We start from the raw sequence: 16,012 nt of genomic DNA, 5'->3' as shown, positions 1-16,012 counted from the left end.
ATGAGCTGCGGTTTCTGGGAATTTTCGCCGGTACAACCGCAGCCTAGCATGGGCCGTCATCGTTTCCCTGGACCCTTCCATGGCTTTCAACTCTCCTTCGGCGCGCGGCACGTTGGTCGCCGCCGCGCTGGGCTTCGTGGTCGTTCTGCTGGACATCAGCGTGGTCAACGTGGCGCTGGAGGCCATGCGCGACGAACTGGCCACCGATGTGGCCGGCCTGCAATGGGTGGTCAACGCCTACACGCTGGTGTTTGCCGCGCTGTTGTTGACCAGCGGCGCGCTGGGCGATCGCTTCGGCGCGCGACGCCTGTTCCTGCTGGGCCTGGCGGTGTTCACCCTGGCCTCGGTCGGTTGCGGGCTGGCCGGCAGCCTGCCGGCGCTGGTCGCGGCGCGGTTGGCCCAGGGATTCGGCGCGGCGCTGCTGGTGCCCAACTCGCTTGCCATGCTGCAACAGGCCTACCCGGACCAGGCCAGGCGCAATCGCGCGGTCGGTTGGTGGGGCGCCTTTGGCGGGATGGCGCTCGCGGCCGGTCCGGTCCTGGGCGGGTTGCTGGTGAGCCAGGTGGGGTGGCGCAGCATTTTCCTGATCAATCTGCCGATCGGCGTGATCGGGTTCTACCTGACGCTGCGCCATGTCGCGCCGCGGGCCGGCAGCCATCGCCGCAGCCTCGACTGGGGCGGCCAGGCGTCTGCCATCGTGGGGCTGGCGGCGATGACCATGGCGTTGATCCAAGCCGGCCCGTTGGGCTGGGGCCATTGGCTGGTGCGTGCCGGCCTGCTGCTGGCCCTGCTCGCGGCCCTGGCCTTCGTCTGGATCGAAAACCGCGGTGCCTTGCCCATGCTTCCCCTGGCCCTGTTCCGGATTCCGACCTTCGCCGTGGCCTCGGCAGCGGGCGTGGTGGTGAACTTCGCGTACTACGGGTTGATCTTCGTTTTCAGTCTGTTCTTCCAGATGCAGCAGCACTTGTCGGCACAGCTGACCGGGCTGGCGTTCCTTCCCATGACCGTGGTGTTGATGGGGGTCAATGTACTGGCCGGCCGGCTGATCACCCGCATCGGCCCACGCCTGCTGATGGTGCTGGGCCTGGCTCTGGCGGCGTTGGGCTACCTGCTGCTGATGCCGGTCAGCATCGACGGCGACTACCGGTGGCTGGTGGTGCCGATGCTGCTGGCCGCCAGTGGCATTGCGCTGGTGGTGCCGACCATGACCAATGCCACGCTGTCGTCGGTGGATGCATCGCGCGCCGGGATTGCCTCGGGGGTGCTCAACTGCGCGCGGCAGGTGGGTGGCATGCTCGGCGTTGCCCTTTTCGGCTACTTCGTTGGCGATGCGTCGCCGGCGGCGTTCATGCGCGGCATGCATGTGTCGATGGGCATTTCGGTCGGTCTGCTGCTGTGCGCAAGTGCGGTGTGCTGGTTCGGCATCCCGTCCCGCCGCGCCGCGCCTTGACGCGCGCGCGTGATCCGGCGGCCCGGGCGTGGTGGTTGGTGCAGGCACGGTTGGTTCAGGCGCATGGACCGGCCGCCGCGGGGCGCGTTCCATGGCCGAACATGCGCGCGAACCTGCATGCGTTTCACCCCGTGCCGATGCGGTGGCGGGAAGGGCGAACGCCAGTGGCCGCCTTCAGCCCGAACAAGGGACGCAACCAGCGCACGCGGCGGATCAGGTATTCGTGCAGCAGCAGGCAGCCGGCCACCGTGGCGATCAGTACCAGCAGCGGTTCCCACACCGGGCCCAACTGCAGCGGTTTGAGCCAGAACAGCGCGATGATCAACAGGCTCTGGTGCAGGATGTACCAGGGGAAGACCGCCTCGGTGCAGTACGGCAGCCAGTGGAAGGGGCGGTCCAGGTAGCGCCTGGCCCAGCCCAGCAGGGCCAGCAGCATGCCCCACAGGTAGAGCATTTCGCAGAACTTCGACTGCAGCTCCCAGAACGGTTCGGGCCACGTGCGCAGGCGCGAGTCGGCAGGCAGCCATGCGCCCAGTGCTTCCAGCAGGAAATACCAGCTGACCGCCGCAAGCACGGCAACCAGGCTGGTCCAGCGCAGGCGCATCACGCGCTCCCAGAATGCCGGCTCGCGCCCGAGCAGGTAGCCGATCAGGAACACGGTGAGGTACTTGGCATGCTGGTACCGGTCGTTGACCAAGGTGTTGGTGGCCGGATGCGTAGGAGCAAGCCAGGCCAACCAGAGCAGCAGCACCGCTGCCGGCAGGCCGATCAGCACCCAGGCCGGCGCCCGGGCCAGGCGCCCGGTGGCCCTGCGCATCGGCGCGGCATCGAGCAGCGGCTTGGCTGCGATCAGAAGCATGCTGTAGCACCACAGATAGGCCAGATACCACAGGTGGTTCCAGGTGATGCCGAATGCGGCGCCGGCAAAGCTGCCCTGCGGCCAGGGCCGAACCTGCCAGTAGCGCAGCAGGAACGACCAGAACCCGGGCCCGGCGTGCCCATTGCTGACCGCCTCGCAGTACGGTTGGATGGGAACCACCACGAACATGCCGAACAGCAGCGGCAGCAGCAACCGCCAACTGCGCATCAGCGCGAAGCGGCCGCGGCGCAGGCCCGGCCCGAGCAGGGCGATTGCAACGCCGGAGATCAGGAACAGCAGCGACATGCGCCAGCCGTTGACCAGGCGCATCGGCCACTGCAGGCCGGCGGTGGTGTGCACGCTCTTGAGGTGGAACCCCCATCCGTCCACGTAGGCCATGCCCAGGTGGTAGAGGATGAGCAGGGCGAAGGCGAGCACGCGCAGGGCGTCGATATCGTGTCGTCGGGTCATGCCGGCAGGTTGCGGTGAGGGCCGTGCAGCGTGCTTGCCACGCCGGCCGCTTGCCACGCGACAGGGCCGGTGTGGCAGGAAAAAGTGACCGGTGGTGGCTGTGGAGGGACCAATGGGGTGGCGCGCGGGGGGCGAAAAGCGGTCGCGCCGCTTACCCTGTCTGCCGACGGACCGAACCCGGTGGACCCTATGGCCATTCCCCAGAGCAGGACGGAACTATTGGCTGCGATCGATGCAAGCTTCGATGCGTTGCGCGAAGACCTCGGCGCTGTGCGTGCAGAGCAGGCGGCCGAATGCAGCATGGAAGGGCACGTCAAGGGCACATGGATGAGCCCTGCCAACCTGGTTGCCTATCTGCTGGGATGGAATGAACTCGTTCTGATCTGGTTGGCGCGGGATGCGGCCGGCGCAGCGTTCGTGTTGCCCGAGCAGGGGTATGGGTGGAACCAGTTGGGTCCGTTGGCGCAGAAATTCTATCGCGACCATGCCGATGTGCCCTGGCCCGAGCTGCTGGGCCGGCTGGCGACGGCCAAGGAAAGCATCGCCTCGGCTGTTCGTTCCCGCACCGAGCAGGAACTCTATGGGCGTGCGTGGTACCGCACGTGGACCATGGGGCGCATGATCCAGCTCAATACCGCATCGCCGTATGCCAACGCCCGCCGGCGCCTGCGCAGGTGGTTGAAGGAAAGACCCGCTAGCGCGCATGCAACACCGGCGTCGGCCTGACCCCGGTGCCGGTTGCCGTGCCGCCCCGGCCTCCCGGCCAGGGCGGCTGGTGCGGTCGCCGCCGGGCCGGCGCTGCTCGCGCGGGCAGGCTGGTCAGCTACTGGCCCGCTGCTGCAGGGAATAGATGCGTATAGCCGGCTGCCGCCACGAACTGGGGCAGCCGCCACAACTGGCCGTTGGGCCCCCATGTGCCATCGGCGGCGTCGGCAACCATGATCGAAGTGACCAGGCGCTGGCCTTCCGGCAGCTTCAGCGCGGTTTCAATCGCCTGGTGGATGGCGGCGGCGTAGGCGGCGCGGCGGGCGTGGTCCAGTACGCCTGCCGGTGCGAGGATCTGGACGAAGCAGGGGACAACCCGGGAATGGTCGCTGCTGCCACCGCAGAGCCATTGCCCGGCCTGGACCTCTTCAGCGATGACCCAGCAAAGCCTGCGTTGGCCGGGCTCCGGCCCCAGGCCACTGCATGCCACCGCTGCCGTGTCGACCGCGTTGAGCATGTCGTGCAGCTGGTCCGTACGTAGTGCCCCGGCCGGGGTTTTGATGATGATGGTGGGCATGATCTGTCTCGCGGAGTGGGGCGTCCATTGAAGGCCACAGCGGGGTGTCCCGAAAGTGGCGGATCTGACATCAATCGCGCACAATCGGCCAATGCAGGATTTCATCGTTGTGGTCCCTGAGGGCGCGTTCGCCTCCAGCGTCACCCTCACCCTCGATCTGCTGGCCACGGCCGCAAAGCTCGCGCCCAGGGCCGGCGCCGCTGTCCCGCGCTGGCGCGTCTGCGGCCTGGCTGCCGGCAGCGTGCGGTTGTCCGGCGGTCTGGTCCTCCAGGTGAATGCACTGCCTGCGACAGCCGAAAAACGCAGTTGCTGGATCGTGCCCGGCCTGGACATCGATGACACCGGGCAGCTCGACGCCCGCTTGCAACAGCAGGACGTGGTGCCGCTGGCCGCAGCGTTTGGCCACCACGCCCGGGCTGGCGGGACGATTGCCGCGTCGTGCTCGGCGGTCTTTCTGCTCAACGCGGCCGGGCTGCTGGAGGGGCGCTGCGTGACCACTACCTGGTGGCTGGCCGGTGCGCTGCGTCGTGCCGCGCCACGCACGCGTGTTGAACCCGATCGCATGGTGCACATGGACGGCGCGATCATTACCGCCGGCGCCGCGCTCGCCCACGTGGACATGGTTCTGCATCTGCTGCGACAGCGTTTCGGCGAGCGGCTGAGCGCGATGGTGGGCCAGGCACTGCTGGTGGAGCGGCGACGCCTGCAGTCGCCTTATATTTCCCCGGCGATGATGGCGCCCGACAACGAACTGGTTGCCAAACTTACCGCGCACATCGCCCGGACAATTCCGGCGCCGGTGTCCGTCGGTAGCCTGGCGGTGTTGGTAAACATGTCCACGCGTACGCTCTGCCGGCAAGTGACCCAATGCCTGGGCTACGGCCCGCACCGGTTGATCCAGTTGGTGCGCTTGAACAAGGCCCGTGTGCTGCTGGAAAGCAACGGCATTTCGGTGGAGGAGGTTGCCATGCGGGTAGGCCTGGGCGATGCCGCATCGTTGCGGCGGTTGCTGCGCAGGCAACTGGATGCCACGCCAAGCCAGATGCGCGGCTGAATTGGAGACGTTCTTGCGCATCGGCTTGTTTGATCCGGAATATCAATCAGGCCGCGCTGCAGAGGTTGACCCGGTCGCCAGAACCGACGGCATTTTCCCCGCAGCATGGGTACGCAGCAATCGGCTGCTTCCAGGGAAGATGCAGATGAACATGGGAATGAAGAGCATGGTGTTGATGTTGGCCATCCTGCCGGGCCCGGTGCTGGCCGCCGAACTGGTGCTGGCTGGCAGCGCGTTGCCACCACTGCAGGTGCCGGCCGGCACGCGGATCAGTGGCGGGCATGACCCGGCCCTGGCGCCTGCGGCGCAGGGCAATGCGCGGGCGCCGGCCGCGCCGCTGTCGCGGGTGGTGGTGGTGGCGGTCGGTTCCAGCTAGGCCGGCGGCTGGGAGTACATGACCACGCCGGGCCAGCTGTCGACCGTGCAGGACCATGGCGGGGCGGAGTTGAGCGTGGTGATCATGGAGGTGGGCTACGGCGGCTCGCCCAGCGCCAGCATGAACGGTGCGCTGCTGCCGCGGTCGGCCGAGTACAAGACCGAGCCGTTGTGCCTCAACGGCGGCGATTACACCCCCTGCAGCGTCGGGCAGACCTATGTTGCCTGGCTCCGCTACTACCAGGTGGACGGGTCGCAGGAAGGCAACTTCCACTACCAGAACACCTCGATCAACGCGCCGTTCAACACCTTGAGCACGGACATCTACGTCCGTTGAAGGGTCGCACCGCCGCGCGGCGACGGCGTACCCCGTGCGACCGTCGCCGCTGGGCCGATCCGGCACTGGCTGACAGACGCTGCCGGGTCACCTCGCGCCCTATGGCAACACCCGGGCCGCGGGCCGGGCCAGACGGGCCCCCCGTCATCGCGGCGTACCCGCCGCAGGCTATGCTGCGCGCTTTCCCGCCCCTGCACGCACCGCGATGAAACTGGCCATCCTTTCCCGCAACAGCAAGCTGTACTCCACGCGTCGGCTGGTGGAGGCCGCGCGGTCGCGCGGGCATACCGTGCGCGTGCTGGACCCACTGCGCTGCTACATGCGCATCGCCGCCGATGGTTTCAGCATGCATTACAAGGGGCGGCCGATCACCGGGGTGGACGCGGTGATCCCGCGCATCGGCGCTTCGGTCACCCGTTACGGCACTGCGGTGCTGCGCCAGTTCGAAATGATGGGCGCCCGCACCCCCAACCCCTCCGACGCCATCCTGCGTGCGCGCGACAAATTGCGCGCGCACCAGATCCTGGCGTCCAAGGGCATCGACATGCCGGTCACCGTGTTCGGTGACAACCCCGACGACACCGTGGACCTGCTGTCGATGCTGGGGCCGCCGCCGCATGTGGTGAAGCTCAACGAAGGTACCCAGGGCCGCGGGGTGATCCTGACCGAGAAGGCCAGCGCCTCGCGCGGCATCGTCGAGGCACTGCGCGGGCTGTATGCCAACTTCCTGATGCAGGAATTCATCGGCGAGGCCCAGGGCGCGGACCTGCGCTGCCTGGTGGTGGGCGACCAGGTGGTGGGGGCGATGCAGCGCCAGGCCCCCGACGGCGATTTCCGCTCCAACCTGCATGCCGGCGGCAGCGCCCGCGCGGCCAAGGCCAGCCGCGCCGAACAGCAGGTGGCGGTGCGCTCGGCCAAGGCGCTGGGCCTGAGCGTGGCTGGGGTCGACCTGATCCGCTCCAGCCGGGGCCCGCTGGTGCTGGAGGTCAACTCCACTCCCGGCCTGGAAGGGATCGAGGCCATCTGCCAGGCCGACCTGGCCGGGCGCATCATCGATCATGTGGCGTCGATGAAAAAGCCTTCAATTTCAAGAACTTGAATATTAATGGGGGAGGGCGGTCGCGGTTTTAACGAGGCTTTAATCGGGCCCGGCGTAGGCTTCGACGAACCGCAGCTCTGCCCTCCTCAGCAGGATCGGTAATCGGGAAACACACTTCAGGCCCAGGCGGCTTCCGCCTGGGCCTTTTTAATCGGGATCGTTTTAATCGGATCGTTGACACCGCGCAACCGCTGGTAGCCCCTGACAGGGCCGGCCCGTGGTGCTTTCAGGGCAGTGGGCGGTATGCCATCAGTCCCTTGTTCCGTCCCCGGCAGCCTCGTACAGTTGGCGTTCGTTCATGGAAGGATGGGAGTTTGCAGATGCGTAGCTATGTTGTATTGGCCCTTGCCGTGCTGGTGGTGGGGGCTGCCGGTGCCAAGCCGAAAGAGCCGGAAGTAAAGATGACTGCCGATGAGCCGATGGCGGCGCAGGTCCAACGGGTGGAAGCGGCCTTGCGCAGCGAGGCTTACAGTGAGATCTCTCTGGAAGACAAAGGCCGGGTGCAGCAGGCGTTGGGTCGCATCCAGCAGAAGATGGAGGGGCATGTCCTGACCGGCGAACTCAATGCGCACGACCGTACCCAGGTGTTCAACGACCAGGAAGTGGTGAATACGATCATGACCCGTGCCAGGGAAGACAGCCGCATGGTCTGCCGCCGCGAACGCACCACCGGCAGCAACATGGCGCAGAGTGTGTGCATGACCGTGGCCCAGCGCCGCCAGGCCGAAGCCAATGGCCGTGCGCTGTTGAATGACCACCAGCGGCTCAATAATTTCCAGCCGGGCAGTTGATCTTGACGCCCTCGCGGCGCCTACCGGTGTCTACTATTAAGAATGGAGCCTGTATTGTTCAGCAGGCCGCGCAAGGCAGCAGACGCTGCGGCTTACCGCCGCAGTGCTGCAGTTTGGGGCAATCCCTCATGAAACAGAGGTCACAGTGCGAATTCTTGTAATTGAAGACAACAGCGACATCGCCGCCAACCTGGGCGACTACCTCGAAGACCGCGGGCATACCGTGGACTTCGCCGCCGACGGCGTGACCGGCCTGCACCTGGCGGTCGTGCACGAGTTCGATGCGATCGTGCTGGACCTCAATCTGCCCGGCATGGACGGCATTGAAGTCTGCCGCAAGCTGCGCAATGAAGCGCGCAAGCAGACCCCGGTGCTGATGCTGACCGCACGCGATTCGCTGGACAACAAGCTGGCCGGTTTCGATTCCGGCGCCGACGACTACCTGATCAAGCCGTTCGCGCTGCAGGAAGTGGAAGTGCGCCTGAACGCGCTGTCGCGCCGCGGCAAGGGCGTGCAGACCCGGGTGCTGGAAACCGGCGACCTGGAGTACAACCTGGACACGCTGGAAGTACGCCGCCAGGGCAAGCTGCTGCAGCTCAACCCGACCGCGCTGAAGATCCTGCAGGCACTGATGGAAGCCGCCCCGGCGGTGGTTACCCGGCAGGAGCTGGAAACCCGCGTATGGGGCGAGGAACTGCCCGATTCGGATTCGCTGCGCGTGCACATCCACGGCCTGCGTGCGGTAGTGGACAAGCCGTTCGAGATACCGTTGATCCAGACCCGCCATGGCATCGGATACCGCATCGCCGCGCCGGAAGCCTGATCCGGTGAGTGCCAAGGGGGAGCGCCGGCGCGGGCCTTACCGGCGCCGGCTGCGCAGCCGCATCATCGTGTCGTTCGTGCTGTTGGGCTTCTGCCTGACCACGCTGTTCGCGTTCGCGACCAACTGGGCACGCATGCGCGTGGAGAACCAGCTGGTCGAGGACGTGCTCAACCGCAACATCGACGAGTACGCGCATCGCTACGCGCTCGATCCCACCCGCAGTCCCGACCTGCCGGTGCAGCAGATGCGCGCACGCCTGGTGCGGCCGGACAAGTTCGACGCGTTGCGCGAGGAAGAGCCGGACTGGTACGAGTTCGGCAACGGCAACCACAGCCTCAGTGGCGTGGATGAGCGTGGCCAGCCGTATTCCTACAAGCTGGCCGTGCGCAAGACGCCCGATGCCTGGTTCTTCCTGGCCTACGACACCACCGAAAGCATCCGCGGCGAGGCCCAGCTCAATCGCGCGCTGCTGATTTCCGTACTGGTGTTCAGCCTGCTGTCGCTGGTGCTTGGCTGGTGGTCGGCGTCCAAGGTGATGAAGCCGGTCTCGGACCTGGCCGCACGCCTGCGCGCCTACCGCGGTGGCACCAGCGAGCCGGCGCCGCTGGCGCCGCGTTTCCCCGACGACGAGGTCGGCCAGCTGGCCCAGGCCCTGGACGACTATTCCTCGCGGCTGACCGAAGTGGTGCAGCGCGACCGTGAATTCAATGCCGACGTCAGCCACGAGCTGCGCACGCCGCTGGCGGTGATCCGTGGCGCCACCGAGCTGTTGCTGGCCCGTCCGGGCCTGGACGAAAAAGTGCTGCAGCGCCTGCAGCGCATCCAGCGCGCCGAACAGCAGTGCACCGACCTGATCGGCTCGCTGCTGCTGCTGTCGCGCAACGAGCGCGGCCAGGGCAGCAGCAATGTGGCCCGGGTGGCCGAGCAGTTGCTCGATGCGCACCGCGCGCAGCTGGGCGGCAAGCCGCTGGAACTGGTGCTGGAAGGCGAGCGCGAGCTGGTCATCGACGCCCCCGAATCGGCCCTGTCGGTGGCGTTGGGCAACCTGATCGGCAATGCAGTCAAGTATTCGCAGGAAGGCTCGGTCCGCGTGGTGGTCACCGGCAACCGGGTCGATGTGGTCGACAGCGGCCCGGGCCTGAGCGCCGAAGATGCGGCCAAGCTGTTCCAGCGCGGCTATCGCGGCACCCATGCTGGCCATTCGCAGGGGGGCGGGATCGGCCTGTCGATCGTCAGCCGCCTGTGCGATCTGTACGGCTGGCAGGTCAGCGTGCGCCCTGGCGTCGAGCGCGGCGTGGTGGCCACGCTGACCTTCTCACCGGCCGCGTAGCGTCGGATTCTGGGGCTGGTCGCTGTTCACGGGGTATCTGTGCGGCGGCCGGGCAGGGGCCGGCGCCATCGCGGGGTCAGCGCCTGGCGGCCAGTTCCCGGTAGCATCGGTCCAGCCGCTCCACATGCGCCTGCAACTGCGCCGGGTCGCCGTCATTGACCACCACGTCATCGGCCAGTGCCAGCCGCGCCTCCCGGCTGGCCTGCGCGGCGATCATGCGGTCGGCCAGTTCGGCGGTGATGCCGTCGCGCTGCATCAGCCGTGCATGCTGTACCGCCACCGGCACATCCACCACCAGCACGCGGTCCAGCCACGGGTAGTGCTGGTGGCGGCCGCCGGCCTCGGCCAGCAGCGGAATCGCCGCGATCGCATACGGCCCGTCGGCCTGCTCGCAGGTCTGCCGCAGCAACTGGCGGATGGCCGGGTGGGTGATGGCTTCCAGTGCCTGGCGCTCCTGCGCCGAGGCGAAGATGCGCTGGCGCAGGGCGGCACGGTCGAGCTGGCCGTCGGCGAGCAGGATGCCCGGCCCGAACCGCGCCGCGATCCGGGCCAGGCCCTCGCTGCCGGGCGCGACCACGGCGCGCGCGGCGATGTCGGCATCGGCCACGATGACGCCCAGGGCCTCGAAGCGGCGGCTCAGTTCGCTCTTGCCGGCGGCGATGCCGCCGGTCAGGCCGATGATGCAGTCGCTCACCGGCCGGCCCTCAGCGCAGCCCGGCGAAGCCCAGGTAGGCGTTGATCAGCTGCTCGCCCCACATGAACACGATCCAGCCGGCGATCGCCAGGTAGGGGCCGAACGGAATCGGGGTGACGCGGTCGCAGCCGCGCGCATACAGCCAGGCCGAGCCGAGCAGGGCGCCGATGACCGAAGACAGCAGGATGATCGGCAGAATCCCCTTGAGCCCGCACCAGGCGCCCAATGCAGCCAGCAGCTTGAAATCGCCGTGGCCCATGCCTTCCTTGCCGGTGATCTGCTTGAACAGCCACCACACCGACCACAGCGACAGATAGCCGGCCAGGGCACCCAGCAATGCCGGCTTGGCCGGCATGTACAGGTTGTCGCTGGCCGCGATCAGGCCCAGCCACATCAGGGGCAGGGTCAGCTGGTCGGGCAGCAGCTGGGTGCGCAGGTCGATCCCGGACAGGGCAACCAGGAAACAGCTCAGCACGATCGCGCCGAAGCCCTGCCAGCCAAAACCGAACTGCCACACGCTGGCCAGCACCAGCAGGGCGGTCACCAGTTCCACCAGCGGGTACTGGACCGAGATCGGGGCATGGCAATGCCGGCACTTGCCGCGCAGCGCCAACCAGCTGAACAGCGGGATGTTCTCGTACCAGGACAGCTTGTGCTTGCAGTGCGGGCAGTGCGAGGGCTCCACCACGATGCCCGGTGGTGGTGGCTCGTAGATGTCCGGCTCTTCCAGCACTTCGCGCGCGTCGCGCTTCCACTGCCAGTCCAGCCGCTTGGGCAGGCGCAGGATCACCACATTGAGGAAACTGCCCAGCAGCAGCCCCAGGCAGGCTGCGGCCGGGTAGCCGAGGCCGGGATGCTGGTCGAGAAATGCCATTGTCTGTTATCCAACCACCGAGGCGAGCTTGAAGATGGGCAGGTACATGCCGATCACCATGCCACCGACGATGGTACCAATAACCACCATCACAATCGGTTCCAGCAGGCTGCTCAACGCGTCCACGGCGTTGTTGACCTCCTGTTCGTAGTACTCGGCCACCTTGAACAGCATCGCGTCCAGGGCGCCGGCCTCTTCGCCGATGGCGGTCATCTGGATCACCATGTGCGGGAACAGATTGGTCTGCTTCATGGCCATATTGACCGGGTAGCCGACCGACACGTCGTCGCGCATGCGCAGCACCGATTCTTCATAGACCTTGTTGCCGGTGGCGCCGGCCACGATTCCCAGCGCCTCCACCAGCGGCACGCCGGCCTTGAAGGTAACCGCGGTGGTGCGGGCGAAACGGGCGATCGCGCTGTTGTGCATCAGCTGGCCGATCACCGGCACCTTCAGGATCAGGCGGTCCATGGTGTGCTGCATCGACGGCGAGCGTTTGTAGGCGGCGAAGAAGCCGACCACGCTGCCGATCAGTACGATCAGGATCAGCCACCACCACGACACCATGAAGCGGGACATGTTGACGATCATCTGGGTGAAGGCTGGCAGGTCGGCACCGAAGCCCTTGAATACGTCCTCGAACTGCGGCACCACCCAGACCAGCAGAATGGCGCTGACCAGCATCGCCACCACGAACACCATGATCGGGTAGAACAAGGCCTTCTTGATCTTGCCCTTCAGGGCTTCGATGTTCTCCTTGTAGCTGGCCACCGTTTCCAGCACGGTTTCCAGCACGCCGGCGCCTTCGCCGGCCTTGACCAGGTTGCGGTACAGCTCGTCGAACTGCACCGGGTGCCGGCTGATCGCCTCGTACAGCGACGAGCCGCCCTCGATGTCCTGGCGGATGGTGTCGACCATCTTCTTCATGCGCTGGTTCTTGTGCCCGCTGGCAATGATGTCCAGCGACCCGACGATGGGCACGCCGGACTTCATCATGGTCGCCATCTGGCGGCTGAAGAAGGCGATGTCCTTGGCGCCGATCTTGCTGCCGGCCGCGCCGAACAGCGGCTTGGGCTTGGGCTTGACCACGTTCGGCGTGATGCCCTGGCGGCGCAGTTCGGCGCGCAGCAGGTTGGCGTTTTTGGCGGGCTGCTCGCCCTTCATCTTCACACCCCGCTTGTCGGTCCCCTCCCAGACAAACGGTTGCAGCTCGGTGGTGCTGCGGTTCACCGGTTCTTTCTTGATTGCGCTACGGCTCACAGACATACAGGCTCCCCAGCCACGCCATCCCCAGGCGGGCTATCTGAGCGGCATGGTAGCCGGTTCCGGGGGGGTGTGGCATCCCTATACGCGGTTGGACCGTGACCACAGGCCCAGACCGCCCGGGTCAAAAGGTGACGTAACACGTCACATTGCATAGTCGGTCGCAGAATACCGTGAAGGGGGTTCCAATCCCGAGGATTGCTGCCATCATTGCGCCGGGGAATGCTGGGGAGCATTGTCGAAAAGTTGGCACGCAACCTGCTTTGATCCACCCGCACGGGCGCTCGCCTAGCTCAGCCGGTCCGCCGGCCAGGCCGCGACCCAGTGTTCACTTTCTACCTACCTCTAGGGGATGTACGCATGAAGAAGCAGCAGGGCTTTACCCTCATCGAACTGATGATCGTCGTGGCGATCATCGCCATCCTGGCCGCCATCGCACTGCCGATGTACCAGGACTACGTTGCCAAGTCGCAGGTCACCGCAGGCCTCGCCGAAGTCACCCCCGGCAAGACCCAGTTTGAGGTCGCCATCAACGAAGGCAAGTCCGCAGCCGATGTGGCCGATGCAGCTGCCATTGGGCTGAAGATTTCGGACCGTTGCACGGCTGTTGACGTTGACTTCAAGGCGGATGGTTCGATCGCTTGCACCTTGGGCGGTAGCCCGAAGGTGAAGGATGAGACCATCACCTTGACCCGCGATACCGACGGTACCTGGACCTGCGCTACGTCGATCACCGAGAAGAAGTACATCCCGAGTGGCTGCACGGGTGCGTAATACTGGCTGACAGCCGGTAGTTGGAAAGGCCCCGCTGAGCGGGGCCTTTCTTTTGGCACGGATTCTGCTTGTGATGTGGGCAATGGCGGGGAGCCATCCAATCTTTGGAGGGGGAGATGCGCAGAAATTCGGGGTTCACGCTGATCGAGTTGATGATCGTCGTTGCGATCATCGCAATCTTGGCAGCGATCGCGATGCCGATGTATCAGGAATATGTTGCTAGAGCGCAGCTTTCTGCAGCTTTGGCAGAAATCCGTCCCGGCAAAACGACTATTGAAACTGTGGTACAGGATAGTCGCGATGTCGGGCTGGTCGATGCTGCGTATGTGGGATTGAAGATCTCTGAACGCTGCACCGAGATGAGTGCTGAACTCGCCGCAGACGGAGTCGCAAGTGTCACCTGCAAGGTGGCTGGGGGACCAATAGTCAGTGGCAAAGATCTAATCATTCGTCGTGACGCAAACGGCAGCTGGACCTGCGACGGTAGTGCCTTCGATGCCAAATATCGTCCGGCAGGGTGCTAGTACCCAGCCCCCATGCTGGCCATAATGCAGGTCCGCACTGAAGGATCCGGCCCATGAACGCCGTCATCACCGCCAATCTCGTCGGGATCACCGGCATCGCCCGCCGCCTGGTCCAGGACGGGGCGCTGGACGAGGCCGCCGCGCGGGATGCGATGGCCAAGGCGACTGCGGCCAAGCAGCCGTTGCCGCAGTGGTTTGCCGAAAAGAAGCTGGTCACCGCCGCGCAGCTGGCCGCAGCCAATGCGCTGGAGTTCGGCATGCCGCTGCTGGATGTGTCGGTGTTCGACGGCAGCCAGAATGCGATGAGCCTGGTCAGCGAGGAGCTGCTGCGCAAGCACCATGTGCTGCCGCTGTTCAAGCGCGGCGGCAAGCTGTTCATCGGTACCAGCGACCCGACCCATTCGCTGGATGAGATCAAGTTCCACACCAACCTGGTGGTCGAGCCGATCCTGGTCGATGAGGATCAGATAAAGCGCACGCTGGAGCAGTGGCAGTCCAAGCACGACACCATGAGTGGCGGCCTGGGCGGCGATGACGAGGGCATGGCCAACCTGGATGTGTCCAGCGGCGATGAGGACGGCGGCAGCAGCGATACCGGCGTGGACGCCAAGGGTGATGACACCCCGGTGGTGAAGTTCGTCAACAAGGTGCTGGTCGATGCGATCCGCAAGGGTGCCTCGGACATCCACTTCGAGCCCTATGAAGACGACTACCGGGTGCGCTTCCGCATCGACGGCCTGCTCAAGAACGTGGCCAAGGCCCCGGTCAAGCTCAACCAGCGCATCGCCGCGCGCCTGAAGGTGATGTCGCAGCTGGACATCGCCGAAAAGCGCGTGCCGCAGGATGGGCGCATCAAGCTCAACCTGTCCAAGACCCGCCAGATCGACTTCCGCGTGAGCACCCTGCCGACCCTGTTCGGCGAGAAGATCGTGCTGCGTATCCTGGATGGCAGCGCGGCCAAGCTGGGCATCGACAAGCTCGGCTATGAGCCCGAACAGCAGCGGCTGTTCCTGGAGGCCATCCACAAGCCCTACGGCATGGTGCTGGTGACCGGCCCCACCGGCTCGGGCAAGACGGTGTCGCTGTACACCGCGCTGGGCATCCTCAACGATGAAACCCGCAACATCTCCACCGCCGAAGACCCGGTGGAAATCCGCCTGCCCGGGGTCAACCAGGTGCAGCAGAACAACAAGCGCGGCATGACCTTCGCCGCGGCGCTGCGCTCGTTCCTGCGCCAGGATCCGGACATCATCATGGTCGGCGAAATCCGCGACCTGGAAACGGCCGAGATCGCGATCAAGGCCGCGCAGACCGGCCATATGGTGCTGTCCACGCTGCATACCAACGATGCGCCGCAGACCATCGCGCGCCTGATGAACATGGGTATCGCGCCGTTCAACATCACCAGCTCGGTGACCCTGGTGATCGCCCAGCGGCTGGCGCGGCGGCTGTGCAACAACTGCAAGCGGCCGATCGAGCTGCCGGCGCATGCGCTGCTGGCCGAGGGCTTCACCCAGGCCCAGATCGATGCGGGGATCAAGCTGTACGAACCGGTCGGCTGCGAAGAGTGCACCGAGGGCTACAAGGGCCGTACCGGCATCTACCAGGTGATGCCGATGAGCGAGGAGATCTCGGTGATCGTGCTGGGCGGCGGCAACGCCATCCAGATCGCCGAAGCCGCGCAGCGCGCCGGGGTCAACGACCTGCGCCAGTCGGCGCTGGTCAAGGCCGCCGCCGGTACTACCAGCCTGGCCGAGATCAATCGGGTCACCAAGGATTGACTGGTTGATGTGGTTGCACGGAGAGGCCCGCAGACGCGGGCTTTTTCATATGCGGACAACAACCGGCATGGGGTAGAGCCAGGCCATGCCTGGCTGTTGCGGGGCAAGACGCGCGCGTGTTGCGGGTCGAAGAGCAGCCACCCATGGGGTGGCTCTACCGGGGTTGGCGCGCGTGGTTCAGGTGGCCAGCCGCATGCCGGTCATGGCGCGCGGTCAGATGGCGCAGCCGCC

Annotated in this window: 16 protein-coding genes and 1 pseudogene; 12 read left to right on the top strand and 5 right to left on the bottom strand. The window is 66.0% G+C overall.

Features of this window, described 5'->3' with window-relative positions; all coding sequences use genetic code 11:
* Window positions 1-79: 79 nt before the first annotated feature.
* Window positions 80-1,450 (top strand): MFS transporter, encoded by a 1,371-nt coding sequence (locus tag AC3ITM_RS14880; protein ID WP_489266071.1) that lies wholly within the window; start codon window positions 80-82, stop codon window positions 1,448-1,450.
* 124 nt (window positions 1,451-1,574) lie between these two features.
* On the opposite strand, the gene AC3ITM_RS14875 is transcribed toward AC3ITM_RS14880, so the two are convergent.
* On the bottom strand, window positions 1,575-2,780 hold the full coding sequence (locus tag AC3ITM_RS14875; protein WP_489266069.1) for an acyltransferase family protein: 1,206 nt from the start codon (window positions 2,778-2,780) through the stop codon (window positions 1,575-1,577).
* A 189-nt stretch (window positions 2,781-2,969) separates the two neighbouring features.
* On the opposite strand from AC3ITM_RS14875, the gene AC3ITM_RS14870 reads away from it, so the two are divergent.
* Window positions 2,970-3,506, top strand: coding sequence for a ClbS/DfsB family four-helix bundle protein (locus AC3ITM_RS14870; protein ID WP_489266067.1), 537 nt, complete (start codon window positions 2,970-2,972; stop codon window positions 3,504-3,506).
* 97 nt (window positions 3,507-3,603) lie between these two features.
* On the opposite strand, the gene AC3ITM_RS14865 is transcribed toward AC3ITM_RS14870, so the two are convergent.
* Window positions 3,604-4,062, bottom strand: coding sequence for a hypothetical protein (locus AC3ITM_RS14865; RefSeq protein WP_489266065.1), 459 nt, complete (start codon window positions 4,060-4,062; stop codon window positions 3,604-3,606).
* A gap of 91 nt (window positions 4,063-4,153) precedes the next feature.
* Here AC3ITM_RS14865 and AC3ITM_RS14860 point away from each other — a divergent pair, with 91 nt between their 5' ends.
* The 7 genes and pseudogenes from AC3ITM_RS14860 to AC3ITM_RS14830 all read left to right on the top strand — a co-directional run bounded on the left by AC3ITM_RS14860 (window position 4,154) and on the right by AC3ITM_RS14830 (window position 9,871).
* Window positions 4,154-5,116: a GlxA family transcriptional regulator gene (locus tag AC3ITM_RS14860; protein WP_489266064.1), complete on the top strand. Its 963-nt coding sequence runs from the start codon at window positions 4,154-4,156 to the stop codon at window positions 5,114-5,116.
* Window positions 5,117-5,261: 145 nt separating this feature from the next.
* Complete coding sequence (locus AC3ITM_RS14855) at window positions 5,262-5,492, top strand: hypothetical protein (protein WP_489266063.1); 231 nt, start codon at window positions 5,262-5,264, stop codon at window positions 5,490-5,492.
* 15 nt (window positions 5,493-5,507) lie between these two features.
* Window positions 5,508-5,828 (top strand): annotated as a pseudogene (locus AC3ITM_RS14850) (DUF4879 domain-containing protein); the annotation flags it as partial.
* A gap of 205 nt (window positions 5,829-6,033) precedes the next feature.
* Window positions 6,034-6,927, top strand: a complete 894-nt coding sequence (gene rimK, locus AC3ITM_RS14845; RefSeq protein WP_489266062.1) for a 30S ribosomal protein S6--L-glutamate ligase — start codon at window positions 6,034-6,036, stop codon at window positions 6,925-6,927.
* A 320-nt stretch (window positions 6,928-7,247) separates the two neighbouring features.
* Complete coding sequence (locus AC3ITM_RS14840) at window positions 7,248-7,718, top strand: hypothetical protein (protein WP_489266061.1); 471 nt, start codon at window positions 7,248-7,250, stop codon at window positions 7,716-7,718.
* A gap of 145 nt (window positions 7,719-7,863) precedes the next feature.
* The gene (locus AC3ITM_RS14835; protein ID WP_228887408.1) at window positions 7,864-8,541 is read left to right on the top strand and encodes a response regulator transcription factor; all 678 of its coding nucleotides are present in this window, start codon (window positions 7,864-7,866) and stop codon (window positions 8,539-8,541) included.
* Window positions 8,504-9,871 (top strand): sensor histidine kinase, encoded by a 1,368-nt coding sequence (locus AC3ITM_RS14830; RefSeq protein WP_489266059.1) that lies wholly within the window; start codon window positions 8,504-8,506, stop codon window positions 9,869-9,871. Before AC3ITM_RS14835 ends, AC3ITM_RS14830 begins: the two co-directional genes overlap by 38 nt.
* A gap of 76 nt (window positions 9,872-9,947) precedes the next feature.
* Here AC3ITM_RS14830 and coaE read toward each other — a convergent pair whose 3' ends face one another.
* From coaE to AC3ITM_RS14815, 3 genes are read right to left on the bottom strand one after another with little or no spacing between them, the layout of a single operon-like run.
* On the bottom strand, window positions 9,948-10,565 hold the full coding sequence (gene coaE, locus AC3ITM_RS14825; protein WP_489266057.1) for a dephospho-CoA kinase: 618 nt from the start codon (window positions 10,563-10,565) through the stop codon (window positions 9,948-9,950).
* 10 nt (window positions 10,566-10,575) lie between these two features.
* On the bottom strand, window positions 10,576-11,439 hold the full coding sequence (locus AC3ITM_RS14820) for a prepilin peptidase (RefSeq protein WP_489266055.1): 864 nt from the start codon (window positions 11,437-11,439) through the stop codon (window positions 10,576-10,578).
* Window positions 11,440-11,445: 6 nt separating this feature from the next.
* Window positions 11,446-12,705: a type II secretion system F family protein gene (locus tag AC3ITM_RS14815; protein WP_489266053.1), complete on the bottom strand. Its 1,260-nt coding sequence runs from the start codon at window positions 12,703-12,705 to the stop codon at window positions 11,446-11,448.
* Between the two features lie 357 nt (window positions 12,706-13,062).
* On the opposite strand from AC3ITM_RS14815, the gene AC3ITM_RS14810 reads away from it, so the two are divergent.
* The 3 genes from AC3ITM_RS14810 (at window position 13,063) to pilB (ending at window position 15,781) form a co-directional block, all read left to right on the top strand.
* Window positions 13,063-13,476 (top strand): pilin, encoded by a 414-nt coding sequence (locus AC3ITM_RS14810; RefSeq protein ID WP_489266051.1) that lies wholly within the window; start codon window positions 13,063-13,065, stop codon window positions 13,474-13,476.
* A gap of 116 nt (window positions 13,477-13,592) precedes the next feature.
* A complete protein-coding gene (locus tag AC3ITM_RS14805) occupies window positions 13,593-14,000 on the top strand; it encodes a pilin (protein ID WP_489266050.1) in 408 nt (135 codons plus the stop codon).
* A 53-nt stretch (window positions 14,001-14,053) separates the two neighbouring features.
* The gene (gene pilB / locus AC3ITM_RS14800) at window positions 14,054-15,781 is read left to right on the top strand and encodes a type IV-A pilus assembly ATPase PilB (protein ID WP_489266049.1); all 1,728 of its coding nucleotides are present in this window, start codon (window positions 14,054-14,056) and stop codon (window positions 15,779-15,781) included.
* The last annotated feature ends 231 nt before the right edge of the window (window positions 15,782-16,012 follow it).

The organism is Stenotrophomonas sp. KH_029, from assembly GCF_057839765.1.
The sequence above is the reverse complement of the archived record's forward strand: the minus strand, read 5'-3'. Positions and strand labels throughout refer to the sequence as shown.